The organism is uncultured Bradyrhizobium sp. (assembly GCF_936943645.1).
Classification (GTDB): domain Bacteria; phylum Pseudomonadota; class Alphaproteobacteria; order Rhizobiales; family Xanthobacteraceae; genus Bradyrhizobium.
This window is the reverse complement of the sequence record NZ_CAKZJO010000085.1, coordinates 76,227-100,421: the sequence shown is the minus strand read 5'-3', so window position 1 is coordinate 100,421 and position 24,195 is coordinate 76,227. Positions and strand designations below refer to the sequence as shown.

The following is a 24,195-nucleotide window of genomic DNA, read 5'->3' as shown; positions in this document are numbered from 1 at the left end:
CCTGCGAATAGGTGTGTCAGAGCGTCTTCATCTCGACCTTGCCGTCGCTGATCTCGATGAGATAGACGTTCGGCTGGCTCTGACCGCTCTCCTTGCCCTCAGGACCGGACTTGCGGAACACGATGTCGCCGTTCAGGCCCTTGATGTTGATGTTCCAGAGCGCCGCCTTGATCGCCGCGGGCTCGGCCTTGCCGGCCTTCTCGATCGCGGCTGCCGCGGTGCGGATGCCGTCATAGCCGCGGAAGCTCTCGGTGCAGCCGGCGAACTCGAAACCGCGCTTCTTCCATTCCGTGATGAAGTAGTTGGTGGCTTCCGGGTTCGGCGTCTTGTCCGGGAACCAGGGCAGGAAGGTCGTCAGGTGCATGGTGCCGTTGGCGGCAGCGCCAGCCTGGGCGATGATCTGGTCCGGGTTCTGCGAACCGCCGGTGGTGATGATGCGCTTCTTCAGGCCGAGCGCAGCCGCCTGCTTGAAGATGAGCGTGAGCTGGTCAACCGCGGTGGTGACGATGACGGTCTCGGAGTCCGAGCTCTTGATCTTGGAGAGCTGCGCGCTCATGTCCTGCGCGCCCTGGTCCATGGTCTCGACGAGGCCGATGGCGATGCCCTTGTCCTTCATCATCTTGCTGAAATCCTCGGCGGTGCCGCGGCCCCAGTCGTTGTTGATGACGAGGAAATCGACTTTCTTCAGCGCGAGCTTGTCGACGATGCCCTTGAACGCGGCGGCCTCGACCGCCGAAGGCGGCGAGATGCGGAAGATGAAGGGATTGCCCGTCGTGGTGATCTTGCCGGAGGACGAGGTCTCCACCACCATCGGCGTCTCGTATTCCATCAGCTTCGGCATCACCGCGAGCGTCAAGCTCGAACCCCAGGCGCCCATCAGTACCGGCACCTTGTCGCTGGTGATGAGCTTTTCGGCGACGGCAGCGGCTTCCGTCGGGTTGCTCTTGTTATCCTCGATGACGAGCTCGATCTTCTTGCCCAGGATGCCGCCCTTGGCGTTGATCTCGTCGGCGGCGATCTTGGCACCGTTGACGACGTAGGTGCCGGAGGCCGCGAAGGCGCCGGTCAGAGGCTCGTTGACGCCGATCTTGATGGTCTGCGCCCCTGCCGTGCCGCCGAACAAGGCGGTCGCCAGCGCGATTGTCCCAACCAGTCCGAGTGCTCGTGTCATGTTGTCTCTCCAAGTTCGACGCTGTTGATTGTTATGGCAGTCCAGGCTTCGTCACGTCCCGATGTGCGAGCACACCCATCACCCCGCCCCGCTCCGGCGGCCAAGAATGCGGGCGATCCGTGCGCGTAGAACGTCCGATACGATCGACCAGAAACTGAGCTCTGCCGCGGCCACCTGCCCGGACGGCGCTCCTGACATGTGACGGTCGAGATTGCCCGCGAACTCCACAACGAGGCGCTTGGCAAGATCCCGCACCAGGCCGGGACGGCCGACCTGGGCCAGAAGTCCCGTGAGCGTGTAGCCGATCGAGAGTTCAACGGCGGTCGCCGCGCCGCCTTCGAGCGGCAGCAGGCGATAGCGAATCTCACCTTGCGTCGCCGAATGGCTGCGCTCGTCGGTGCCGATGCCGACGATGCGCCCCGAGAGCGTCGCAGGATCGCGCTCGACGCGCGCGGCGCCCTCGAAGCTTGCTGCGATCGGCCCGAGCCTGACGCGGATCGATCCTTCCACGCGATCCGGCCCTGGCGGCGACGTCAGCGATACGCCGGGAAGGCAGGCCGCGATGCCCGCGATATCGCCGAACATCGCGAACACCTTTGCCGGCGGATGCGGCAGCGTGAAACGCTGGTCGAGAACCGTCGCCGGGGTGAAGTCGGGGATGCTGACCGCCGCGGCACGCTCCGATGCCGGAACCGGCGCCTGCCGCGCAGGGCTCGGCTCGCTTCGGCCGGATGCAGCCCGCCCCGATCCCGCGGGGCCAAGACTGGTCCGGCCGCTATCGGCGAGCGGCGCGACGCTGCGCGCGCGCCTCGCCTCGATGACGGACTGCACCGCGCGCACGATGCCGACATAACCGGTGCAACGGCAGAGATTGCCGCTGAGGCCAACGCGAATGCGGCGCTCGTCCGCGTCGGGCAGACGCAGCACGAGGTCGCGCGCCGAGACCAGCATCCCCGGAGTGCAATAGCCGCACTGAAGCGCATGCTCGCGGGTGAAGGCGGCGCGCAGCTCGGTCGTGATCTCGTCCTCGTCGAGACCCTCGATCGTGGTGATGTCTGCACCCTCGCAGGCCAACGCATAGGTGATGCAGGCGCGCGCCGGAACGCCGTCGAGCAGCACGGTGCAGGCACCGCAGACGCCATGCTCACAGCCGAGATGGGTGCCGGTCAGATCGAGCCTGTCGCGGACGAAATCGGCAAGGCTGGTGCGCGGCTCGGCCGGCAGCTCGACCGCGTGGCGATTGACATTGAGCGCGATCGTGGTCATGCCGCGGCCTCCTCCACGGCCCGCTTCAACACGCTGACATGGATATGACGCTGCGCGGCATCGTCGATGCCGGCCTTGGCCAGAAGCGCGTCGGCGACACGCGTGTCGAAGCGCTGCTTGTAGTCGGTCGCAATCTTCCCGCCGAACAGCCCGGCAGCATCGGTCACGACGATCGGGGCCGTGTCGATCGCACCGATCACGACGCGCGCCGAAGCGGCGGCGGGATCGATCAGCACCGCGCCGATGGCATGGGCGAACTCGCCGGTCTTGCGGCAGCTCTTGGCATAGCCCCAATGGGCCGAGGCCGGTCGCGCCGGCACATGGATCGCCTCGACGATCTCACCGGCGTGCAACGCCGATTCAAGTGCGCCGATGACGAAGGCCTCGATCGCCAGGGTGCGTGCACCGGCAAGGCTGCGAAGCGTCACGCGCGCGCCGAGCGCGGCGAGCGCCGAGACCCAGTCCGCCGCGGGGTCGGCGTGGCTGAGCGAGCCGCCGATGGTGCCCCGGTTGCGCACCGCGCGATAGGCGATGTTTGCGGCGACGCCGCGCATGGCGCCGCGCGTCACATCGGCGGTGCGTCCGTCCTCGATATCGGCATGGGTGACCAGAGCGCCAAGCACGAGCTCGCCGCCGGACACCTCCGCGCGCTTGAGCTCGGCAAGGCCGGTGATGTCGACGATCAGCTCCGGCTGCACCAGCCGCAGATTGAGCATCGGTCCGAGCGACTGGCCGCCGGCGATGATCTTGGCCGAACCGCCGCTTGCGGCCAGCATCGACAGCGCGGCGTCGAGATCGCGTGGACGCTCATAGCTGAAGGGCGCCGGTTTCATGCTGCGCTTCTCTCAGTTGCGCGCGCCGCGAGCACGGCTTCGACGACACGATGCGGCGTGATCGGTGACTGCATCAGCTCGACACCGATCGGGCGCAAGGCATCGTTGACGGCGTTGGCGATCGCGGCCGGGGGAGCGATCGCTCCGCCCTCGCCGATGCCTTTGACGCCAAACTGCGTATAGGGCGACGGCGTCTCCATGTGATCGAGGCGCGCAGCCGGAACCTCGGTCGGTCCCGGCAGCAGATAGTCGGCGAGCGTCGTCGCCAGCGGCTGGCCGGAGGCGTCGAACGGCATCTCCTCGTAGAGCGCGGTGCCGATGCCTTGCGCGAGCCCGCCATAGATCTGGCCGTCGACGACGAGCGGATTGACCAGCACGCCGCCGTCCTCGACGATCACATAGTCGAGGATTTCCACCTCGCCGAGATCAGGGTCGACCGCGACCACGGCCGCATGCGCGGCATAGCTGAAGGTGCCGCTATCGCGCACGGGCTTGTAGCCTTGCGTCACCTCCAGCCCGCCGGGATCGACATCGGCCGGCAGGTCCTGCGGACGGCGATACCAGGTGTGGGCAATGGCCTGGATGCTGACGCTGCCGTTGACGCCGCGCACCTCGCCATCCTGCAGCACCACCGAGGCCGGATCGTGCTGCAACAGCTTTGCGCCGATGCGCCTGGCACGTTCGCCGAGCTCGCGGCAGGCGGTTGCGACCGCGCCGCCCGCCATCACCATCGAGCGCGAGCCCCAGGTGCCGGTCGAATAGGGCGTCATCGCGGTGTCGCCGAGGATGATGCGGATCTTGGCGACATCCACGCCAAGGATTTCATGGGCGACCTGCGCAAGCGTGGTTTCCATGCCCTGCCCGTGCGAATGCACGCCGACGCGCAATTCGAGGCCGCCGTCCGGCGTCAGTCGGGCCGAGGCCTGTTCGTGGCCCGGCACCATCGGGATGCCCCAGCCGGAATAAACCGACGTGCCGTGCGCCGCCTGCTCGCAATAGATGGAGACGCCGACGCCGATGCGGCGGCCGTCGGCCTCGCCCTGACTCTGCCTGGCGCGAATGGATTCGATTCCGATCGCGGCAAGCGCGCGGCGCATCGCTTCCGGATAATCGCCGCTGTCGAAATGCTTCTTGGTGATGTTGTCGAACGGCATCTGCTCGGGGCGCACCAGATTGCGCAGCCGCACCTCGCCCGGTTCGAGGCCGGCTTCGGCTGCCACGAGATCGAGCATCAGCTCCAGCGCAAAGCAGACGCCGGTGCGCGCCACACCGCGATACGGCAGGATCGGACATTTGTTGGTGGCGACCGAGAAGGTGCGGCAGCGATAGGCCGGCATCTTGTAGGGCCCGGGCAGGATGCTCGCGACCTGCGCGGCTTCGAGGCACGCCGAGAACGGATAGGACGAGTAGGCGCCGGAATCCACCGTCGCCTCGCAATCGATACCGCGCAGCGTGCCGTCGCTGTCAGCATAGACCGTGATCCGGTAATGATGCTCGCGGCAATTCGAGCTGGCGACGAGATGCTCGCGGCGGTCCTCGGTCCAGCGCACGGGATGGCCGCAGCGCATGGTCAGCCAGGACAGGCAGACCTCCTCGGGCAGCAGGATGCCCTTGTGGCCGAAGCCGCCGCCGACATCCGGCGAGATCACGCGGATCCGACCCTCCTCCATGCCGAGGCATTCGGCAAGGCCGCTGCGGGTGATGTGCGGCATCTGTGCCGCGGAATGCAGCGTGAGCTGGTCGAGCCGCGCATCGAAGGTCGCGACCACGCCGCGGCCCTCCAGCGGCGACATGCATTGCCGTGCAGTCGAGATCTCGCGCGTCACCCTGATCGGCGCATCCAGCGCGGCGGAGATGTCGACCTCGTAGTTGGTCTCGAGAAAGACGTTGTCGCCCCAATGCTCGTGCACCAGCGCCGAGCCGGGTTCGCGCGCCTTCAGCATGTCGTAGACCGCGGGCAGCTCCTCCAGATCGAGCGTCACGGAAGCCGCGATGTCCTCGGCCTCGGCGCGCGTCGGCGCAAGGCACATCGCGACGAGCTCGCCGACCTGGCGCACCTTGCCGGTCGCCAGCACCGGCTGCTCCGAGATCTTGAAGCCGGGAAGACCCGACACCGCGCGGATCGGCTTGATGCCAACGAGGTCCGCAGCGGTGAACACGCGATCGCGATAACGTTGGGGCACGTGGATGGCGCGGATGCGGGCATGGGCCATCGGGCTGCGCACGAAGGCGACGTCCTGAAGGCCCGCGAGCCTGATGTCCGCAACGTACTGGCCGCGGCCACGCATGAGGCGATCGTCTTCCTTCCGCGGCAGGCGCGCACCGACGCCCTGCCCGGACTTGCCAGAAGGAAATTCCCGCTCGTTGCGCACGAAGGCGTCCTCCTTCACCGCCTGGCCTTACGCCGCGACGGCCTGCGGCAGGATCGGTGCGACCGCGTCGAAGCGCGTGCCGGCACGCAGGCAGAAGGCCGGCTGCAGCAAGCGCTCGGCGATCACCTCGTTCTTCTCGTTGTCCTTCAGGACGAAGCGGCCGTTCTGCTCGCTGAGCACGGAGACATCGGCATCCATGCCGACCTTGAGCGCGCCGATCTCGGCGCTGCGGCCGAGCGTCTTTGCAGGGTTCGAGGTGACCATCGGCACCACCTGCTCCAGCGACAGGCCGAGCGCCATCATCGAGCTCATCGCCTGCACCAGGCTGAATTTTGCCTGGCCTGCGAACGGATGATTCTCCTCGTCCTCATGCTGGTCGGGCGTTCCGGCCGGCGCGGGCACATGCGTGTTGTAACCATGAATATCGGCGCCGAGCGTGGTCGGAATGATGCCGGCGGCAATCGCCTTCTTGGCGAGCCGGTAAGAGAAGTGGCTGCCGTGACCGACATCGACCTTCAGGCCGCGGTCGAGTGCGGCCTGGATCACCGGATGCACCTCACCCTCGCGGTTGACGAAGCCGCCGGGATGACGCGTGAACGGATGGGCGAGAATATCGCCTTCGCGCAGCAGCGGAATCACGCGCGTAAGAATCGTGTCGGCATCCTCGCCATTGGCGCCGCTCTCGGGCAGGCCCCAGAGCTGGCCGAAATGCACATAGACCGGCAGGTCGGCACGCTTGCCGATCTCGGCCGCCATCTCGATGACGCGGATGCCCCAGCGCGCGAAGCCGCCGATCTCGGCATGGGCCTTGATGCCGCGCACGATGTCGAGATTGGCCGTCGCCGCCTTGACCGTGGCGTCGATGTCGACGCCATCGGGACTATAGAGCTGCGGATAGAAGTGCCCTTCGAGGCCGCCGACGAGGTAGGCGGACAGAAAGGCATAAACTCGTGAGGCCGCAGGCTCCGCGATGAAGTGACGAAAGCCGGGCAGCGTCATGCAGGACGGGCCACCCTGATCGACCAGCGTCGTCACGCCCGACTGCACGCCGACCATGTCCGGATTCATGCCGAAGCGGCCGGAGACATATTGATAGACATGCGCATGGGTGTCGATCAGCCCGGGTAGCACCAGCTTGCCGCTGACGTCGACGACCTCCCTGGCGCTGGTCGGCAGAATGTCGGACGCGACGGCTGCAATCCTGCCGTTGCGGATGGCGACGTCCTTGATGCCGTCAACACCAGAGGCCGGACAGATCACGCGACCGCCTCGCAGCAGAAGGTCGAAGCTGGCAGTAACGGACATGGGCGCTCTCCTCTCCTTGAGCGAGCGACGGCATCGCCCGAATTACGAAGCATGCTTCGCATTTTGACAGAAGCAAGCCTCGTGCCATGATCCGGCGGTGGCGGACGCACTCGAATCGAGCTAAGCGCGGCAGGGTCTGGATTGGGAGAGTGTGCATTGCGGCAGGCGAAGACACGTCGCGGCGGGAGCCGGCACCGCCCCTGGCCCTTGTCGCAACGACCCGGATATCTGATCCGCCGGCTGCACCAGATTCACGTTGCACTGTTTCAGGAAGCCTGCGGCGCGTTCGAGGTCACGCCGCTGCAATACAGCCTCCTCTCGGCGTTGGCGGTGCGCGAAACCGCCGATCAGACCACTTTGGCGGCCGATATTGCCCTCGACCGCACCACGACGACCGGCGCATTGAAGCGTCTCGCAGCACGAAACCTGGTCGAGCGTGCAGTCAACAAGGACGATCGCCGCGCACGCCTGTGCCGGTTGACGCCGGCCGGCGCTGCCTTGCTGGTCAAGATCGAGGGCGCGGCGCGACGGGCGCATCGCGCAACGCTGGGAGATCTCAGCGAGCGGGAACAGGCGCAGTTCATCGAGATGATGCAGCGCATCGTGGCTGGCAATCCCAGTCGCGACAGCGCCGCTGCCCTATTCGACTAGACGCAGCTGCCGCGCTTTTGAGTCGGGCTGCTCAATTTATCATCGTACCGTTGCCCGCCCGTGCAACAACCTTCGACCTTGCACCGGCGGGTTGGCGCGGGCCAGCGTGGCCTGGAGCGCGCGGCGACGCGGCGGCACGTGACGCCAATCAATGCTTGAAAACTCAGTGGCAATCCGGCGCGACGCATCTTGCGTCAGCCATCGGCGCGCGCCCTGCTCCGGCCGGCCGCAACCGATGGCACGATTTATGCTGCGATGATGCGAAGCGTGCTTCGTATTGGGGGATGTCATGACGGATTCCGAGCTTCGCGCTGATCTTCACAGCATCGAGCCAATTCCGGATGCGGACCGGGATTCAACCGGGCCGCAGCAGATGTGGATCTGGGCCGGCGCCAACATCGCGCCGGTCAACTGGGCGCTCGGCGCGCTCGGCATCATCCTCAAGCTTGGCCTGATGGAGACGATCGCGGTCATCGTGCTCGGCAACATCGTCGGCTGCGCGATTTTCGCGACTTTCACGGTGATGGGACACAAGACCGGCGTCAACCAGATGGTGCTGAGCCGCTCCGCGTTCGGGGTCCGCGGGGCCTACCTGCCGAGCATCCTGATGTTCCTGATGACGCTGGGCTGGATCGGGGTCAACACGTACTTCCCGGTCAAGGTCTCGATGGGCATCCTCGGGCAATTCGGCGTTCCCGACACATGGCCGATCGAGATCGTCGTCATCACGCTGGTGATGGCGGTGCAGGTGCTGATCGGAATCTACGGCTTCTATGCAATCCGCACCTTCGAGAAGTACACGGTGCCGCCGACCATCGCCATCATGGTGCTGATGAGCGTCTTGGCATGGACGCGCCCGGGCGTCGTCAACTGGAGCCTGACGACCTCGCTGCCGCCCGGCGCGCATCTGGCGATGCTGACGCTGCTGACGACCGCGATCGGGGTCGGCTGGGGCATTTCCTGGGTGACCTGGGCCTCCGACTATTCGCGCTTCGTGCCGAAGAGCGTGCCGTCGAAATCTGTCTTCTGGTACAGCTATGTCGGCATGTTCGTGCCGACGGTCTGGCTCGGCATTCTCGGCGCGACCATCGCCTCGACGACGCTGGATACCGATCCTGCCAAGATGGTGAGCGCGGTATTTGGCGGGCCCGTCAGCATCCTGGTTCTCCTGATGGTGCTGCACGGCCCGATCGCCACCAACATCCTCAACGTCTATTCGGCGACGTTGGCGGCGCTGAGCGCGGGGCTGAAGCTCTCACGCTTCTGGCTCACCGTCATCGTCGGCGTCGCCGGCTATCTGGTCACGCTGTACTTCATCTTCGCGCCGTCTTTCGCGAAGGCGTTCGACAACTGGATGATCAGCCTGCTGTTGTGGATGAGCCCCTGGGCCGGGGTGGTGCTGGCCGACTTCTTCATCAAGCGGAAGGGCAAGATCGATGTCGCCGAGCTCTATCGCTCGCCGGAGACCAGCGCCTATGGCGACATCAACTGGGCCGGCATGATCGCGTTCTTCGCCGGCCTCGTCGCGGGCTGGCTGGTCGAGGACGGTCTCGTCGGCGCGCTGCAGGGGCCGATCTCGACCAACTTCCTGGGCGGCGCCGATCTGAGCTGGCTGTTCGGCATTGGCGTGGCGGGCCTGGTCTATCTCGGGCTCGGCAAGTTCGCGACCTCGTCCTCCTCGATCGTCGCGAGCAGCGCAGGCAGGTAACGGCATGGACCACGTCCTGCGCTCCACACCCGGAAACGTCCAGTGGGGACTCTGGGACGGACGACTGAAGCCGGTGCTCCGGATCGCATCCGGAGACCGGGTCACCATCGAGACGCTGTCGGGCGAGCCGGACGATCTGCCCGATGCGTCACTCGGCTTCGAGGTCGTTCCGGGACATGCCGAGGTGCTGGCAAGCACGTTTCGCGGTCCGGGGCCGCATTTGCTCACCGGGCCGATCCACGTCGAGGGCACTGAACCCGGCGACGTGCTGGAAGTGCGTGTGCTGAGTATCGAACTACGCTGCAATTGGGGCTGGAACCTCCAGGTGCCGATGCTCGGCACGCTGCCGGAGGATTTCCCGGAGTTCCGCCGCATCCACATTCCGCTCGACCGCGCGCGCAATGTCGCAAAGCTCCCGTGGGGGCAGGAGCTGCCGCTGTCGCTCTTTTTTGGCAATTTCGGCGTCGCGCCGCCGCTCGCCTGGGGCCGGCTGTCCTCGAAAGAGCCGCGGGCGTTCGGTGGCAACATGGACAACAAGGAACTCGGCGCTGGCAGCACGCTCTATTTTCCCGTCTTCGTGCCGGGCGCGCTGTTCTCCGCCGGCGACGGCCATGCGCTGCAGGGCGATGGCGAGGTCTGCCTGACGGCGATCGAGGCCGCGCTCACCGGCACCTTCGAGTTCCACGTCCGGCGAGATCTTCGCCTCGCCTCCCCACGCGCGGAAACCGCGGTCGACTGGATCACGATGGGATTCGATGAAGACCTCGACGACGCGGCCAAGGCGGCGCTGCGCGACATGATCGCGCTGATCCGCGAGAGGAGCGGCCTCAGCGCGCAGGACGCCTATACGCTGTGCTCGATCGCCGCAGATCTCAGGGTTACTCAGATGGTCGACGGCAACAAGGGCGTCCACTGCGTCCTGGCAAAATCGCGCATGCCCTGACCGTGTTCTCCGCCAGACGACGCGCCGCCCGAGCTGCGCCTGGTCAGATCAGACTCGACTTGCCGCGGCTCAGCACCTCGCCCGAGCCCTTGTCGCCGACGATCTTGCCCTGGTCGTACACGACCCGGCCGCGGGCAATGGTGGTGACGGGCCAGCCGGTGACATCAAAGCCTTCCCAGGGCGTATAGTCCGCGCCGTGGTGAAGATCGGCCTGCCGAATCTTCTTCTTCAGCCTGGGGTCCCACAACACGATATCGGCATCGAAGCCGACGCCGATCGAGCCCTTGCTCGGATAGAGACCGTAGATCCTCGCGTGATTGGTCGCCGTCAGCTCGACGAACCTTTGCAGGGTGATGCGTCCCTTCGAGACGCCCTCTGAGAACAGGATTGGCAGCCGCGTCTCGACGCCGGGAATGCCGTTCGGCACCCAGCGGAACGAGGTGCGGGCGTTCGGCGTCAGCTTGCCCTTGGGATCATCGTAGCGGAACGGGCAGTGATCGGACGAGAAAGTCTGGAACACGCCTGACATGATGCCCTCCCAGATCGCCTGCTGGCTCTCGACATCACGCGGCGGCGGCGAGCAGACGTATTTGGCGCCCGACATGTCCATGTTGAGGCCCTTCATGTCGTCGGCCGTGAGCGTGATATATTGCGGACAAGTTTCCGCGTGCACCGGCAATCCGCGTTGCTGGGCCCAGCGCACCTGCTCCATCGCCTCGCGTCCGGAGACGTGCACAATCATGATGGGAACGCCGATCACCTCGGCATGGCTGATGGCGCGATGCGTCGCCTCACGCTCGACGGCCTGGGGCCGCGAGGTGCCGTGATAGTAAGGCGCGATGTGGCCCTCGCGTTCGAGCTTGCTGGTGAGGAAGCGGATGGCGTCGTAGCCCTCGCAATGAACCATGACCAGCGCCTCCTCGCGACGCGCGACCTCGAACACCTCGAGCAGCTGCTTGTCGCTGAGCACGAGGTCGTCATAGGTCATGAACACCTTGAACGAGGTGTAGCCGTCCTTGACCAGCGCCGGCAGCTCCTGCCCGAGCACGATTGCGGTCGGGTCGGAGATGATGAGGTGGAATGCCGTGTCGATGTAGCACTCGCCCTCTGCGAGCTTGCAATAGTTCTCGACACAAGTGCGCAGCGAGGTGCCCTTCTCCTGCAGCGCGAAGGGCAGCACCATGGTGTTGCCGCCGGCCGCTGCCGCGCGCGTCGCCGAGGCAAAATCGTCGGCCATCACGACGTCGGGGCCCGAGGCTTGCGAGATGTGGACGTGGCTGTCGATGCCGCCCGGCAGCGCCAGCAGCCCCGTCGCGTCGATCTCACGGGCCGCGCCCTCGATGCGGTCGGCGATGCTGACGATGCGGCCGCCGCGAATTCCGATATCGGCGCGAAACTCGTCGCTGGCCGTCACGATGGTAGCGCCGCGAATGGCGAGATCGAGCTGCGTCACAGGGCTCTCCGTCATTTGATGATCGCCGATGTCTGGAAAATACGCTCCATTCACGCTTGTAGGACCATATGGCCATGGAAATCAGGCGGGCAGGAGCGAAGCAGGCGAACCGATGTGTGGGATGGCTTCGACCAGCTCGCGCGTGTAATCCGTCTGCGGATTGGCAAACAGAGCGAGGCTCTCGCCCTGCTCGACGATGCCACCGGCGCGCAGCACGATGGTCCGGCTGCACATCATGCGTACCACGTTGAGGTCGTGACTGACGAACAGGAAGGCGAGATTGTCCTCGCGCCGAAGCCGGTCGAGCAGCTGCAGCACGACGGCCTGCACCGAGACATCGAGCGCCGCAGTGGGCTCGTCAAGCACCAGCAAACGCGGCCGGCATGCAATGGCGCGGGCGATGCCGATGCGCGCCTTCTGGCCACCCGACAATTGATGCGGGAAGCGTGACAACAGCTCACGCGGCAGGCCGACGCGGTCGGCGCACTCCTCGACCCGGGAACGCAGCGCGTCGCCGTGGCGCAGGCCCGTGAGCCGCAGCAGCGGATGGGCAATGCAATCGAACGCGGTAAAGCGCGGATTGAGGCTCTCGTGCGGATCCTGAAAGACGATCTGGATTTCCTTGCGTAGCGGCGAGCGATGAAAATCACGCGCCGGCAGCTTTGCGATCGAATAGCCGTCGAACAGGATGTCGCCTGCGCTCGGATCGATCAGCCGGCAGATCATGCGGGCGGTGGTGCTCTTGCCGGAGCCGGACTCCCCGACCAGGCCGACGCTCTCGCCTGCCGCCATGGTCATCGAGAAATCCGCCACCGCAGCGGTACCATCGTCAAAACGCTTGACGACGTGCTGGACGTCGAGCAGCGGCGGCGCGCCCGGCGCGGGCGTCGACCGCTCGTTCACCTCGACAACCGGCAGAGCTTCTTCGGCCGGCACGAGGTCGCCGACACGCGATGTCGCGGTCGGCGACGATGCCACCAGCCGCTTGGTATAGGCGTGCTGAGGCGCCCGAAACAATGTCTGCGGCGCGCCTTCTTCCACGAGTCGCCCCTGCTCCATCACCACCACGCGACGACAATAATGTGCCGCAAGGCCAAGATCGTGGGTGATGAGGATTGTCGCCATGCCCCGGTCGGCGACGATGCGCGCCAGGAGATCCATGACCACCTTTTGTGTCGTCACATCGAGGCCTGTGGTCGGCTCGTCGGCAATCAGAAGTGAAGGATTACAGGAGATCGCGATCGCGATCATCACGCGCTGGCACATGCCGCCGGAGAGCTCGTGCGGATAGGCATCCAGCCGCCGGTCGGGATCGCGGATCTGCACCGCGCGCAGCAACTCCAGCGCCTCGGCCCGCGCCTCCTGTTTCGAGAGCCGCCGATGCGAAAGGACGGCATCGGCGATCTGGGCACCGACGGTGCGGATCGGATTGAGCGCGGCGCGCGGATTCTGGAAAATCATCGCCATGTTGGCGCCGTGCAGATTGCGCAGCTCCGCCCCCGACGCGCGCGTAATGTCCTGGCCCCTGAACTTGACACGCCCGGCGGTGATGCGACCCGCTTTGTCGAGCAGGCCCGTGACCGCGAAGCCGGTGACTGACTTGCCGGATCCGCTCTCGCCGACGAGGCCCAGCATTTCACCCGGCTGGAGCGACAGCGAGACGCCCCGCAGCGCCTCGACGAGCCCGCGCCGGGTCGAGAACGTCACGCCGAGATTGTCGATTTCGAGCAGTGGCGACATCATGTGCGCATGCGCGGATCGAGGATATCGCGCAACCCGTCGCCGAGCAGGTTGAAGCAGAGCACGGCCAGCATCAGAGCCAGCCCAGGAAACGACACCAGCCACCACCTGCCCGTCGAGATGAAGCGCGCGCCCTCGGCGACCATGATGCCCCATTCCGGCGTCGGCGGCTTGACGCCCAGGCCGATGAAGGAGAGGCCCGCGGCATTCAGGATCGCCCAGCCGAGATTGAGCGACATCTGCACCGCCATCGCCGGCAGCACGTTGGGTAGCAGGAAGCGCAGCACGACGGAGACATGCCCATCGCCGCAGGCGCGCGCCGCCTCCACCCAACCGAGATTGCGCCGGATGTTGACCTCCGCGCGCGCGAAGCGGATGTAGAACGGCAGATTGATGATCGCGGTCGCGATGACGATATTCTCGACCCGGTTGCCGAGCGCTGCGACCATGGCCATGGCGAGAACGAACAGCGGAAAGGCCATCAGCACGTCGACGAACCGGCCGACCGCGCGATCGAGCTTGCCGCCGACATAGCCGCAGAGCGATCCGATCACCGCGCCGATCACGAAAGACACGCTGACGGCCGTCACGGCGATGGCGAGATCGAGCCGCGTGGCGACGATCAATCGGCTGAAGACATCGCGGCCGAGCTGATCAGTGCCGGCCCAGTGGAGTGCGCTCGGCGGCTGCAGCGCACGCGGCACGTCCGAAGCGACGGGATCATAAGGCACCAGCATGGGACCGAAGATCGCGACCAGCGCCAGCAATATCGCCGCCGCGCCGGCAATCGCGGTAACGGGGTTACCGCGCAGCACCCACATGGTGTGACGCAGCCCCGACGATGTTGCTGTCAGGCTCATGCGGCCGTCGCCCTGGGATCGGCGATGCCGTAGAGCACATCGACCAGGAGATTGACCGCGACGAAGATGCTGGCCATCAGCAGCACGAAGCCCTGCACCGGTGCATAGTCGGAGACCAGCAGCGCATCGAGCGCGTAGGACGCAACGCCCGGCCAGGAGAACACTTTCTCGACCAGCACATTGGCACCAAGCATGGTCGAGAACACGATGCCGGCGATGGTGATCACGGGCAGGATTGCATTCCGCAGCGCATAGGTCACCACGATCTGCCAGCGCGACAAGCCGATCGACCTTGCGGTACGCACGAAATCGCTGCCGAGCGACACCAGCATCGAGGCACGGGTGATGCGGGCAAGCGGCGCGATCACGAACAGCGCCATCGTGAAGGCAGGCAGCGTCAACTGACGCGCCGCGGCCCACCAACCCTCGACGTCACCCGCGAGCAGGAAATCCACCATCAGGAAGCCGGTGCGGGCCGGCGGCACCGAGGCGAAGACGTCGATCCGTCCGGTCGGGTCGGGGGCAAGACCCAGCAAATAGTAGAACACGTAGATCAGCAGCAGTCCGGAGACGAAGGTCGGCACGCAGACGCCGAGCGAGCAGAACAGCCGTACGCCGTGATCGATCAGCGAGTTCGGTCGCAGCGCGGCCAGCACACCGAGCGGGACCGCCGCGATCAGCGCGATCACGAGCGCGGTCAGCGTCAGCTCGAGCGAGGCCGGCAGGCGCTGCTGCAGGTCCTTGGCGACCGGCTGCCCCGTCATCATGGAACGGCCGAGATTGCCGCGGCCGACATCGTAGAGATAGATGCCGAGCTGCTCCGGCAGCGACCGGTCCAGCCCGAGCTGCTTGCGGACGACCTCGATCTCCTCCTTGCCGGCACTGGGACCGGAGGCAAAGAACACGGCGGGATCGCCTGGCAACACCCGCATCAGGAGGAAAGTGAAGACCAGCACGCCGAACAGCGCCGGTAGTGACGAGAGAAACCGCCGCCCGGCCCGGATCAAAGTTGCACCAATCGTGCCCATGCTCTTCGCCGTGCCCCCGGCTCCGCTGCTATTTGCGGCTCAGGTTACGATAATCCACCTGGCGGGTGAATTGATAGACATAGCCGTCGAGATTGGCGACCATCACTGCGTCCTGCGCCGGCTGCCAGAGCGGAACCTGGAACATCTGCTCGAAATGGATGGCGTTGAGCTCCTTGCCCTCCGCCTCGTACTTCGCCTTGTCCGGCTCGAAGCGCGCGGCCTGCGCGATCTTCTCCAGCTCGGCATTGTCCGTGGAGGAATAGTTCCAGCGCTGATTGCCGGTGTAGAAGTTGCGATAGAAATAATCGGTCGACGGCAGCCAGGCGACAATGCCTTCGGTGAAGAAGGGCAGCTTCTTCTCATTGATCGAGGTCGACATCTGCGCATCCGGCAGCTTCTGGATGTCGACCTTGATGCCGATCTTCTCCAGAGATTCCTTGACCAGGGCGGCCATCGGCTCGGCAGTCGCGGCCTGACCGACGTTGAAGCTGAAGGTCGTGGCGAAACCTTCGGGCATGCCGGCCTCCTTCAGATAGGCCCGCGCCTTCTCCAGATCGAGCTTGACCGGTTGCGGGATTGGATAGCCGCCGCTCGGCGGCGTACCGTCGGGCCAGCTGGCACCGAACAGCGGCGTGCCGCGGCCAAACAGCGCTGCCTTGAACATGTCATCATAGGGTAGCGCCGCGGCGACCGCCCGGCGGACGTTGACGTTGTCGAACGGCGGGATCTTGTTGTTCATCGAGATGAAGGTCACCGCATTGTATTGCGGTGTCGAAATCACCTTCAGCTTGCCTTTGGACTCCAGCGCCTGGACGTCGCTGGCCTGCAGGTCGATCGCGAGGTCCGCATCGCCGCGCTCGACCAGATTGGCGCGCGTCGCCGGCTCCGGTACCGACTGGATGATCAGCCGCTTGAAGGACGCCGGCTTGTCCGGCGAGCCGCGATTCCAGGCCTCGTTGCGCCTGGCGATCGCCTGCTCTCCGGGCTTGAAGGTCTCGACGACATAGGCGCCGCTGCCCGCCTCGTTCTCCTTCAGCCAGCTCAGCGCCCAAGGATCCTCAGGGGTCGCATGCGATTTGGCGAGCTTGGAATTGATGATGATGGGATAGACGGTCGCAAGGTTCGGCAGCGCCAGCTTGTCGGGCCGCGGCAATGTCACTTCAAGTGTCAGTGGATCGATCACCTTGAACTGGTCGGCGCTGGTCAACGACCCCGTCAGCAGTTGCGCCTTGCCGAGTACCGGCGCGGTGACGCAGCGGTCGAGCGACCACTTCACGTCTTCTGCAGTAACCGGCGAGCCGTCGTGGAACTTGGCGTCTGGACGAAGCTTGAAGGTGAGCTTCAGGCCATCGGGGCTGACGCTGAAGGACTCCGCGAGCTCGCCAGTGATGGTATCGAGATCGAACACCCATTTGCCGTTGAGCTGTTTGCGGCCGAACGACACCAGCCGGTCATAGCTGCTCATGCTGAGCGCGAAGGCTTCGCGGGTCGAGCCGGGAATGTTGGGATCGAGCGTGTTGACTGTTGCAGCCGTCACGTAGCGCAAGGTCTCAGCGCGGCTCTGCGCACGGGCCGCGGACGCCATCAATGTCGCCGAAAGAAGAACGGCGGACGCCGAAATCAGATGCCTGAAAATCACGGGGTACATCGCCTCTGTCCTTTGTTAGGCCGCGCACGCCCGAAATGGCAGCAAATCATGTGCCAGAAACGGGCAGTTTGGCATGCGTCTTCGTCGCAGTGGAATGCATATGCGCTCGCCGGCATCACGCGCTCCCCTGCGCGGCCGCGGGCTCGCGCCGGATCACAGCTTGAGGGACATCATAGGCCTGGAATGCCGCCCAGTGCTTGTCGATATCGGCGCGGAACAGGTCACGCGTGAGGCCGTGGACCAGCTTCGGCACCGCCGTCGTCATCGCATTGATCGAGGAGCCGGACGGACCAAAGCTCATGGTCGAGGCAATGGCGAACAGGTGAATGCCGGAGATCCACGGTGTTCGTCCAACCTCGCGCTCGCGGAAGGCATAGCCGTCCGACAAATAGGGAAAGGCGCCAAGGCGAAGGCTCTGTTCCTGCGCCGGCGGCGTGTAGCAGTCGGCCCAGCGCGCGATGTTATCGGCGCATCGCTTCAGCTCGGGGCGAGCGGCAAAGTCCATCATGACGCCGGTGGCGCAGATGACGAAATCGACCGCGATTTCGCCACGTGGCGTGCGCAGCAGCACGCCGTCAACGGTCTCCCGCGCTTCCTCGACAGGTGCGCCCTCGTGCAGATGGAACGGCGCGTGCCGGGCGCAGCGATCATAGGTGGCTTGCGGAAATCCCTCGCGCAGCTCGAGCACCGCGCGCATGAAGCGCCAGCGCCAGGGATCGTCGAGCTCGGAAAAATGCCTGAGGAAGCCGCGGAAGGTCAGCCATCGATAGGGTTGCACTAGCTGGATCGCAGCGCGCCGGCACAGCAAATGCACGAGGCCCGCACCTGCCTCGAGTGCCATCGCTGCGTTATCGAAGGCCGAGGCGCCCGCGCCAATCACCGCGACGCGCTTGCCACGTAGCGCGGTAAAATCTATCGGCGCCGCGCAGGTAACGCATCGCGACGCCGGCAGATGACGCAATGGTTCGGGAATGCTCCAATCGCCCATGCCTTCCTGTCCCGTCGCGAGCACGATCTTGCGGGCGTAAAGCACCTCCTCGCTATGAGCAGTGCTCACTGTTGCCCGCAGCAGGCCGTTAGCCTCGGGTGCGATATCGGTCACCTCGCAGCCATTGTGCACCGGTAGACCGAGCACCTTGCGATACCACGACAGATAGGCCGCCCAATATTCGCGCGGGATCAGACCAAGATCGCGCCAGCTCTCCGTTCCGAATTTGGCCTCGTGCCAGGCTTGATAGGTCAGGTTCGGCAGGTCGAGGTCAGGGCCGGTGTAGTCCTTCGGGCTGCGCAGGGTCGGCATCCGCGCATAGGTCAGCCACGGGCCTTCGCAACCCTCGTCCGCCTTGTCGAGCAAGCGGATGTTGGTGACCTGCGAGCGCTGCAGACCGAAAGCCGTCGCAAGTCCGGATTGACCAGCCCCGACAATGAGCACGTCCAGAGCGCGGCTGCCATCGGGAGCCGTCATCGGCGTCAGCCAGGGCATGCCCGGATGCGCCGTCTTGGCAAGATCGGCGCAGACTTGAACTGCAAGTGCTGCAAGGCCATCACTCATGCCGCAAGCCACCCGCCATCGACTGGAAGCACCGTGCCGGTGACGAAGGAGGAATCGTCACTGGCGAGATAGAGCGCGGCCGCCGCCACCTCGTCGGCGCGCCCGAACCGCTTCATGGCATGACGCTGTCGCGAGACCTCGCGCACCGGCTCGGGATCGGCGTGGCGCGCAAAACTGCGGCGCAGCAGCGGCGTGTCGATCGCGCCGGGCGCCAACGCGTTGACGCGGATGCCATCGGTCGCGAAATCGACGGCCATGGTGCGGGTCAGGCTGACGATGGCGCCCTTGGCCGCAATATAGGCGCTGTTGCCCTTGCCGCCAGCGATCGCCAGCTGCGACGCCAGCGTGATGATGGCGCCCTTGCCCTGCCGCTGCATGATCGGCACGGCCGCGCGCGCCCACAACCAGGTGCCGCCGACATTGGCACGGAATACCGCGTCCCAATCCGCCAGCGCAGTTGTGATCACGGTACCGCCGCAGGAGAAGCCGGCAGACGTCATCAGCACGTCGAGCCTGCCGTCGCTTGTTGCGACACTTTCGACGGTGGAGCTTGCAAAATCGGCGTCGCCGACATCGCCAACATGGACGCTACCGCTGCCACCCTGATCGCGAAGCATCGCCAGCGTTTCGGCTGCGCTGTCAGCATCGCGATCCACCAGTGCAACGAAGGCGCCTTCGCGGGCGAACAGAACGGCGCTGGCCCGGCCGATCCCGGAGCCGCCGCCTGTGATGATGGCCACCCTGCCCGCCAGCTTCATCTCAGGCGCCTCCTCGATCATGATCATGCAGCCAGCGCCGCATATGCTCCGCTGACTCCTCGCAGCCAAATTTGGCGCGCCATCCGAATTCGTCGGCCATGCGCTGTACCGACAGCGGCGCCCGGGTCGAGCCGTGCACAGTCACGGTCGGTGTTTCGCCGGAGACAGCCACGCGGCAAACGAAACCGCTGTCCGGGGCGGCAAAAGCCTTATCAGCAAAGGCCTTGCCCCAGGCCTCTGCGGTGAACGTCAAACCGCTCGAGATATTGTAGAGCATGTGGCGGGGCCGGGCGGCATCGAGCAGCACGCCGACGGCGGCGGCGACGTCGGCGGCATAGACCCAGTCCCGTGCACCGGGCTCGCTGAGCAACGCCGGCGCGCCCCGCCGCATGCAATCCACGATCAGCGCCTGCGGTGACGGCGTGTCGCGGACACCGCCTGCACGCTCGTACGGGCCGAACACCCCCGAGAGCCGGACGCTGATCATATCGGCCTGCCAGAGCTCGGAGAGCCGGGCGACCACACGCTCGGAGCCGAATTTCGTGATCGCATACAGCGATTGCGGATCGCAAGGCGTCGTCTCTTCCAGCAGCGGATAATGCCGGCCGCTCGCGCCATAGCTTGCAGCGGACGACAGGTTGATCACACGCCGCACCTTTGCCTTGCGCGCAGCGGTCAGGATCGGCACCTGCGCCAGCAGATTGACGGCCAGAATCCGCTCCGGCTCGGCGGCATCGCGCGCTGCGCCTGCCGTGATCGCGGCGCCAAGCACCACGGCATCGCATCCCGGCCCGACTGCCGCCTCAACCGCGCTACGCTCGGTCACGTCCCCTCGCAGCAGCCGCAAGCGTTCACCGTAAGGCGCAAAGGCGCAGCGCGCCTCCACCGGCAACTCGGCCTGATCGAACAGCGTGACCGCATCGCCGCGGGCAAGCAGCAGCTCCGCGATATTGAGCCCGACAAAGCCTGCGCCACCGAAGATCACGACGCTCATCTCGCGGTTCGCTCACAATAGCTTGGCGCCAAAATTCTGCTCCGGGTCCATGTCCGAGACCAATCCACCGGTCGGTTTCGCCGCCTCGCCGCCGCTGCGGGCCAAAAAGCGGCCGGAGCCCGGCGAGGCGTTCAGCTTGCCGCTTTCGACGATGACGCGGCCGCGGGAGAGCACCGTCACCGGCCAGCCCTGCAGCGAACGGCCGGCAAACGGCGTGTAGCCGGCCAGATCATGCATCATCGTGTCGGTGACGGACACCCGGCGATCGGGATCCCAGATCGCGATATCGGCGTCAGCGCCGACGGCGATCGAGCCCTTGTGCGGATGCAGATTGTAGATCTTGGCCGGCGCGGTTGCAGTCAGCTCGACGAATTTCTCGAGGCCGAGCCGTCCCTTGGAGACCATCGCATCGAACAGCAGCGGCAGCCGCATCTCGAGGCCCGGCAGGCCGTTGGCCACCTGCTTGAAGTTCGGGTTCGGCCCGGCGCGAAGCTTGCCGGTCTCGTCGAAGCGATACGGCGCGTGGTCAGAGGAGATGGTCTGCAGATCGCCGAGCGACAACGCCTTCCACAGCGCCTCCTGGTCATCCTTGCGGCGCGGCGGCGGGCTACACATCCATTTGGCGCCTTCCGCGCCCGGCTTGTCGAGATCGTCCGCGGTGAGGAACAGGTATTGCGGGCAGGTCTCGGCAAACACTTTCAGCCCCTGCCCGCGAGCATCGCGGATCGTCTGCGCGCCCTCGGCGGTCGAGACGTGGAAGATCATGATCGGCTGGTCGACAAGGGCCGCCATGCCGATCAGGCGGTTGAACGCCTCTGCTTCCGAAAAGCGCGCATGGCTGATAGCGTGATATTTCGGATGAGTGTAGCCGCGCGCGAGGAGCCGCTTCACCATCCAGGAGATGATGCCGTGATTTTCCGCATGGGCGCACAGCATTGCGCCGCCCTCGCGCGCGGCGACGAGGATATCGAGCAAGGGCTCGTCATCGATCTTCAGCCGGTCATAGGTCATGAAGATCTTGATCGAGCCATGGCCCTGGCGGATCAGCGTCGGCAGGTCGCGCTCCAACGTCTCCCTGGTCGGATCGGCGATGATCATATGGAAGGCGTAGTCGATTACAGCCCCTTTGCGGGCCAGCGCGTGATACTCCTCCAGCACCTGCGGCAGCTGCATGCCGACATGCTGCGCGGCAAAGGAGATGACCGACGTGGTCCCCCCGAACGCCGCCGACGTCGTGGCACTCTCGAAGGTATCCGCATTCATGATGCCGGCAGCCGAGAGCTGCTCGATATGACAATGGCTGTCGACACCGCCGGGCAGGACAAGCTTGCCACGCGCGTCGATTTCGCGCTTTGCGGGACCGAGCCCACGCCCGATCGCCGCGATGCTTTCGCCGATGACGGCGACATCGGCCTCGAACACATCGGTGGTGGTGGCGACACGCCCACGGCGGATGATCAGGTCATAGGCAGGCTCGGTCATGATGTCATCTCCTCCCGCAACTGTTGAAGCCCAACCGCACCCGGCCTTGCGGCGCGCCCTTGCGCCCTGCGCATGACCGCTTCATGCTGTCCATGGCATAGTGATTGCCTCTGTTTCGCACCGTCAACACTGCCCAAGCAGGAACCTCCCATGCCCCGACCGCGCATCATGGTCATCAACCCGAACTCCAACCACGTGGTCACCGCCGGCCTTGCCGAGGCGTTGAAGCGGCTGTCCTTTGCCGACGGTCCTGAGATCGTGTGCGAGACCCTGACTGAGGGACCCTACGGCATCGAAAGCCAGGCCGACGCCGAAAGCGTGGTGATGCCGCTGCGCCGTACCGTCGCCGGCGACAACGAGTCGGCGGCCTTCGTGATCGCCTGCTACAGCGATCCCGGCCTGCATGTCTGCCGCGAAGCCACCACGCGGCCGGTGCTGGGCATCGCCGAATGCGGCGTGCTGACCGCGCTGACCCGCGCCGAGACCTTTGGCGTGATCGCGATCGCGCAGCGCTCGATCCGCCGGCACATGCGCTATCTGCGCCAGATGGGCCTGATGGATCGGCTGGCCGGCGAGCGTCCCCTCGACATGAGCGTGGCGGAAACCGCATCGGGCGAAGGCACGCTCGCCAGGATGATCACAGTCGGCCGCGCCCTGAAAGGAGAAGATGGTGCCGGCGCCATCGTGATGGGCTGCGCGGGCATGGCGCGTCATCGCAAGCCGCTCGAGGACGCGCTCGGTATTCCGGTGATCGATCCGACCCAGGCCGCCGTGACCATGGCGCTGGGCGCCGTGCAATTCGACGCGTCGTAACGCGGTTGTTGGCAGGCTAGCGTGCTTCACGCGCCCGCCTCGCCTGCCAATCGTCATAGCTCTCGCGATCCATCGCGAACATGTCGCGCTGGGTCGAATAGAGATTGCCGAACAGCCGTCCGATCGGCTGGTAGGTCGCCATGTCGACATACATGCGCGCCGGATCAAGCAACCCTTCGCGCGCATGCAGATGAAGCACTTCGCCAATCAACAACTCGCGGCCTGGACCAAATGCGAGCGAGACCTGACGTCGGCATTCCAGCGCGAACGGTGCTGCGGCCAGCCGCGGCACCTTGACCTCGGCGCTGACCTCCGCCGTCAGACCCACTGCCGCAACCTCGCTCTCGCCGGAGGGGAAGTCCACCGCACAGTCGTTCATCACTTTCGCCAGCGCCTCGTCCACCATATGCACGACGAATTCACCGGTGCGGTGGATGTTGCGCGTGGTGTCCTTGAACCGGCCGTCAGGATGATGCTGAAGGCCGAGCACGATTAACGGCGGGTCCTCGGAGAACACGTTGAAGAAGCTGAACGGCGCCGCGTTCAGCGCGCCGTTCTCGTCCATGGTCGTGACCAAGGCGATCGGCCGCGGCACCACCACGCCGCACAGCAGCTTGTAGCGGTCCCGAGGTGCAAGGTCGCGAAAAGAAAGGCTCGTCATCGCACCACGTCCTTCACGGCGGCGGGATCGCGCCGGTACGGCTGGTGATCAGGCCATAATGCTCGGTGCGGCGGTGGGCTGCGAAATTGAAGATCGTCTGCTTGCCGAACGCGGTGGCGTCGAGATCGCACGGATGCACCAGCAGTTCGTCATCTTCGGTCTTGGCTTCGGCCACGATCTCGCCGTCGGGATTGACGATGAGGCTACCGCCGATCAGGGGATGGCCGTCTTCGTCGCCGGCCTTGGCGACCGCTATCACCCAGCATGAATTCTGGTAGGCACCGGCCTGCGCCGACAGGCGGTTGTGGAACAGCCGCTTCTCCGGCCCTTCGTCGCCTTTCTGTGCGTTGACCGATGGCGTGTTGTATCCGATCAGCACCATCTCGACGCCCTGCAGGCCCATCACGCGATAGGTTTCCGGCCATCGGCGGTCGTTGCAGACGGCCATGCCCATGACGCCGCCGAGATTGCGCCAGACCGGAAAGCCGAGATCACCCGGCTCGAAATAGCGCTTCTCCAGGTGCTGATGCGTGCGTTCCGGATCGAACTCGGCATGGCCGGGCAAATGGATCTTGCGGTATTTACCGACGATCTTGCCGTCGCGGTCGGTCAGGATCGCGGTGTTGAAATGATGGCCGTCCGGCGTCAGTTCGGCATAGCCAAAGCTCATCGCCATCTGGTGGCCGGCCGCGCGCTCGAACAGCGGCCGCACAGCGTCATTGGGCATCTCACGCTCGAACCAGCCATCGGCATCGGCGCGGTTCTCCATGTACCAGCGCGGGAAGAAGGTGGTCAGCGCGAGCTCGGGATAGACGATCAGGTCGGCACCTTTCGCCTTGGCTTCGTCCATCAGCGCGAGCATGCGCCTGACCACGACATCGCGCCCCTCCGCGCGCTGGATCGGGCCCATCTGGGCTGCGGCGACGTTGATCATGCGCATAGTCGTTGCTCCCCTTG

Annotated in this window: 20 protein-coding genes; 4 read left to right on the top strand and 16 right to left on the bottom strand. The window is 65.5% G+C overall.

Annotated features, from left to right (window positions below; genetic code table 11):
- Positions 1–16 precede the first annotated feature (16 nt).
- The 5 genes from Q0743_RS25130 to Q0743_RS25110 all read right to left on the bottom strand — a co-directional run bounded on the left by Q0743_RS25130 (position 17) and on the right by Q0743_RS25110 (position 6,947).
- Positions 17–1,171: an ABC transporter substrate-binding protein gene (locus Q0743_RS25130; RefSeq protein WP_298244172.1), complete on the bottom strand. Its 1,155-nt coding sequence runs from the start codon at positions 1,169–1,171 to the stop codon at positions 17–19.
- A gap of 78 nt (positions 1,172–1,249) precedes the next feature.
- Positions 1,250–2,437, bottom strand: a complete 1,188-nt coding sequence (locus tag Q0743_RS25125) for a 2Fe-2S iron-sulfur cluster-binding protein (RefSeq protein ID WP_298244171.1) — start codon at positions 2,435–2,437, stop codon at positions 1,250–1,252.
- Complete coding sequence (locus Q0743_RS25120) at positions 2,434–3,270, bottom strand: xanthine dehydrogenase family protein subunit M (RefSeq protein WP_298244170.1); 837 nt, start codon at positions 3,268–3,270, stop codon at positions 2,434–2,436. Before Q0743_RS25120 ends, Q0743_RS25125 begins: the two co-directional genes overlap by 4 nt.
- The gene (locus Q0743_RS25115; RefSeq protein ID WP_298244169.1) at positions 3,267–5,660 is read right to left on the bottom strand and encodes a xanthine dehydrogenase family protein molybdopterin-binding subunit; all 2,394 of its coding nucleotides are present in this window, start codon (positions 5,658–5,660) and stop codon (positions 3,267–3,269) included. Before Q0743_RS25115 ends, Q0743_RS25120 begins: the two co-directional genes overlap by 4 nt.
- A gap of 9 nt (positions 5,661–5,669) precedes the next feature.
- On the bottom strand, positions 5,670–6,947 hold the full coding sequence (locus Q0743_RS25110; protein ID WP_298244168.1) for an amidohydrolase/deacetylase family metallohydrolase: 1,278 nt from the start codon (positions 6,945–6,947) through the stop codon (positions 5,670–5,672).
- Between the two features lie 156 nt (positions 6,948–7,103).
- Here Q0743_RS25110 and Q0743_RS25105 point away from each other — a divergent pair, with 156 nt between their 5' ends.
- The 3 genes from Q0743_RS25105 (at position 7,104) to Q0743_RS25095 (ending at position 10,249) form a co-directional block, all read left to right on the top strand.
- Positions 7,104–7,598, top strand: a complete 495-nt coding sequence (locus Q0743_RS25105) for a MarR family transcriptional regulator (protein ID WP_235884440.1) — start codon at positions 7,104–7,106, stop codon at positions 7,596–7,598.
- Positions 7,599–7,887: 289 nt separating this feature from the next.
- Complete coding sequence (locus tag Q0743_RS25100) at positions 7,888–9,306, top strand: cytosine permease (protein WP_298244167.1); 1,419 nt, start codon at positions 7,888–7,890, stop codon at positions 9,304–9,306.
- A 4-nt stretch (positions 9,307–9,310) separates the two neighbouring features.
- Entirely contained in the window at positions 9,311–10,249 is a 939-nt protein-coding gene (locus tag Q0743_RS25095; RefSeq protein WP_298244166.1) for an acetamidase/formamidase family protein, read from the top strand.
- 43 nt (positions 10,250–10,292) lie between these two features.
- Here the strand turns inward: Q0743_RS25095 and hydA (Q0743_RS25090) are convergent, their stop codons facing one another.
- The 9 genes from hydA (Q0743_RS25090) to hydA (Q0743_RS25050) all read right to left on the bottom strand — a co-directional run bounded on the left by hydA (Q0743_RS25090) (position 10,293) and on the right by hydA (Q0743_RS25050) (position 21,764).
- Positions 10,293–11,717, bottom strand: coding sequence for a dihydropyrimidinase (gene hydA / locus Q0743_RS25090; RefSeq protein WP_298244165.1), 1,425 nt, complete (start codon positions 11,715–11,717; stop codon positions 10,293–10,295).
- A gap of 66 nt (positions 11,718–11,783) precedes the next feature.
- Positions 11,784–13,445, bottom strand: coding sequence for an ABC transporter ATP-binding protein (gene nikE, locus Q0743_RS25085; RefSeq protein WP_298244164.1), 1,662 nt, complete (start codon positions 13,443–13,445; stop codon positions 11,784–11,786).
- A complete protein-coding gene (locus Q0743_RS25080; RefSeq protein ID WP_298244163.1) occupies positions 13,442–14,302 on the bottom strand; it encodes an ABC transporter permease in 861 nt (286 codons plus the stop codon). The genes nikE and Q0743_RS25080 overlap by 4 nt, the downstream gene beginning before the upstream one ends.
- The gene (locus Q0743_RS25075) at positions 14,299–15,330 is read right to left on the bottom strand and encodes an ABC transporter permease (RefSeq protein WP_298244162.1); all 1,032 of its coding nucleotides are present in this window, start codon (positions 15,328–15,330) and stop codon (positions 14,299–14,301) included. The genes Q0743_RS25080 and Q0743_RS25075 overlap by 4 nt, the downstream gene beginning before the upstream one ends.
- A 28-nt stretch (positions 15,331–15,358) precedes the next feature.
- Positions 15,359–16,978, bottom strand: coding sequence for an ABC transporter substrate-binding protein (locus Q0743_RS25070; protein WP_298244161.1), 1,620 nt, complete (start codon positions 16,976–16,978; stop codon positions 15,359–15,361).
- A 115-nt stretch (positions 16,979–17,093) separates the two neighbouring features.
- Positions 17,094–18,530: an NAD(P)/FAD-dependent oxidoreductase gene (locus Q0743_RS25065; protein WP_298244160.1), complete on the bottom strand. Its 1,437-nt coding sequence runs from the start codon at positions 18,528–18,530 to the stop codon at positions 17,094–17,096.
- Complete coding sequence (locus Q0743_RS25060) at positions 18,527–19,288, bottom strand: SDR family oxidoreductase (protein WP_367184940.1); 762 nt, start codon at positions 19,286–19,288, stop codon at positions 18,527–18,529. Before Q0743_RS25060 ends, Q0743_RS25065 begins: the two co-directional genes overlap by 4 nt.
- A 1-nt stretch (position 19,289) precedes the next feature.
- Positions 19,290–20,282 carry an NAD(P)-dependent oxidoreductase gene (locus tag Q0743_RS25055; RefSeq protein WP_298244158.1) on the bottom strand — a complete coding sequence of 331 codons (993 nt, stop codon included), beginning with the start codon at positions 20,280–20,282 and terminating at the stop codon, positions 19,290–19,292.
- Positions 20,283–20,294: 12 nt separating this feature from the next.
- The gene (hydA, locus tag Q0743_RS25050) at positions 20,295–21,764 is read right to left on the bottom strand and encodes a dihydropyrimidinase (protein WP_298244157.1); all 1,470 of its coding nucleotides are present in this window, start codon (positions 21,762–21,764) and stop codon (positions 20,295–20,297) included.
- Between the two features lie 150 nt (positions 21,765–21,914).
- Here hydA (Q0743_RS25050) and Q0743_RS25045 point away from each other — a divergent pair, with 150 nt between their 5' ends.
- On the top strand, positions 21,915–22,577 hold the full coding sequence (locus Q0743_RS25045) for an aspartate/glutamate racemase family protein (protein ID WP_298244156.1): 663 nt from the start codon (positions 21,915–21,917) through the stop codon (positions 22,575–22,577).
- A 16-nt stretch (positions 22,578–22,593) separates the two neighbouring features.
- Here the strand turns inward: Q0743_RS25045 and Q0743_RS25040 are convergent, their stop codons facing one another.
- The gene (locus Q0743_RS25040; protein WP_298244155.1) at positions 22,594–23,238 is read right to left on the bottom strand and encodes a flavin reductase family protein; all 645 of its coding nucleotides are present in this window, start codon (positions 23,236–23,238) and stop codon (positions 22,594–22,596) included.
- 13 nt (positions 23,239–23,251) lie between these two features.
- On the bottom strand, positions 23,252–24,178 hold the full coding sequence (locus Q0743_RS25035) for an N-carbamoyl-D-amino-acid hydrolase (protein WP_298244154.1): 927 nt from the start codon (positions 24,176–24,178) through the stop codon (positions 23,252–23,254).
- Between the last annotated feature and the right edge of the window lie 17 nt (positions 24,179–24,195).

Excerpts from the sequence above, each read along its gene's own strand:
- Q0743_RS25130 (WP_298244172.1), bottom strand. The coding sequence starts at position 1,171 with ATGACACGAGCACTCGGACTGGTTGGGACAATCGCGCTGGCGACCGCC.
- Q0743_RS25125 (WP_298244171.1), bottom strand. The coding sequence starts at position 2,437 with ATGACCACGATCGCGCTCAATGTCAATCGCCACGCGGTCGAGCTGCCG.
- Q0743_RS25120 (WP_298244170.1), bottom strand. The coding sequence starts at position 3,270 with ATGAAACCGGCGCCCTTCAGCTATGAGCGTCCACGCGATCTCGACGCC.
- Q0743_RS25110 (WP_298244168.1), bottom strand. The coding sequence starts at position 6,947 with ATGTCCGTTACTGCCAGCTTCGACCTTCTGCTGCGAGGCGGTCGCGTG.
- Q0743_RS25100 (WP_298244167.1), top strand. The coding sequence starts at position 7,888 with ATGACGGATTCCGAGCTTCGCGCTGATCTTCACAGCATCGAGCCAATT.
- Q0743_RS25095 (WP_298244166.1), top strand. The coding sequence starts at position 9,311 with ATGGACCACGTCCTGCGCTCCACACCCGGAAACGTCCAGTGGGGACTC.
- hydA (WP_298244165.1), bottom strand. The coding sequence starts at position 11,717 with ATGACGGAGAGCCCTGTGACGCAGCTCGATCTCGCCATTCGCGGCGCT.
- nikE (WP_298244164.1), bottom strand. The coding sequence starts at position 13,445 with ATGATGTCGCCACTGCTCGAAATCGACAATCTCGGCGTGACGTTCTCG.
- Q0743_RS25080 (WP_298244163.1), bottom strand. The coding sequence starts at position 14,302 with ATGAGCCTGACAGCAACATCGTCGGGGCTGCGTCACACCATGTGGGTG.
- Q0743_RS25075 (WP_298244162.1), bottom strand. The coding sequence starts at position 15,330 with ATGGGCACGATTGGTGCAACTTTGATCCGGGCCGGGCGGCGGTTTCTC.
- Q0743_RS25070 (WP_298244161.1), bottom strand. The coding sequence starts at position 16,978 with ATGTACCCCGTGATTTTCAGGCATCTGATTTCGGCGTCCGCCGTTCTT.
- Q0743_RS25065 (WP_298244160.1), bottom strand. The coding sequence starts at position 18,530 with ATGAGTGATGGCCTTGCAGCACTTGCAGTTCAAGTCTGCGCCGATCTT.
- Q0743_RS25060 (WP_367184940.1), bottom strand. The coding sequence starts at position 19,288 with ATGAAGCTGGCGGGCAGGGTGGCCATCATCACAGGCGGCGGCTCCGGG.
- Q0743_RS25055 (WP_298244158.1), bottom strand. The coding sequence starts at position 20,282 with ATGAGCGTCGTGATCTTCGGTGGCGCAGGCTTTGTCGGGCTCAATATC.
- hydA (WP_298244157.1), bottom strand. The coding sequence starts at position 21,764 with ATGACCGAGCCTGCCTATGACCTGATCATCCGCCGTGGGCGTGTCGCC.
- Q0743_RS25045 (WP_298244156.1), top strand. The coding sequence starts at position 21,915 with ATGCCCCGACCGCGCATCATGGTCATCAACCCGAACTCCAACCACGTG.
- Q0743_RS25040 (WP_298244155.1), bottom strand. The coding sequence starts at position 23,238 with ATGACGAGCCTTTCTTTTCGCGACCTTGCACCTCGGGACCGCTACAAG.
- Q0743_RS25035 (WP_298244154.1), bottom strand. The coding sequence starts at position 24,178 with ATGCGCATGATCAACGTCGCCGCAGCCCAGATGGGCCCGATCCAGCGC.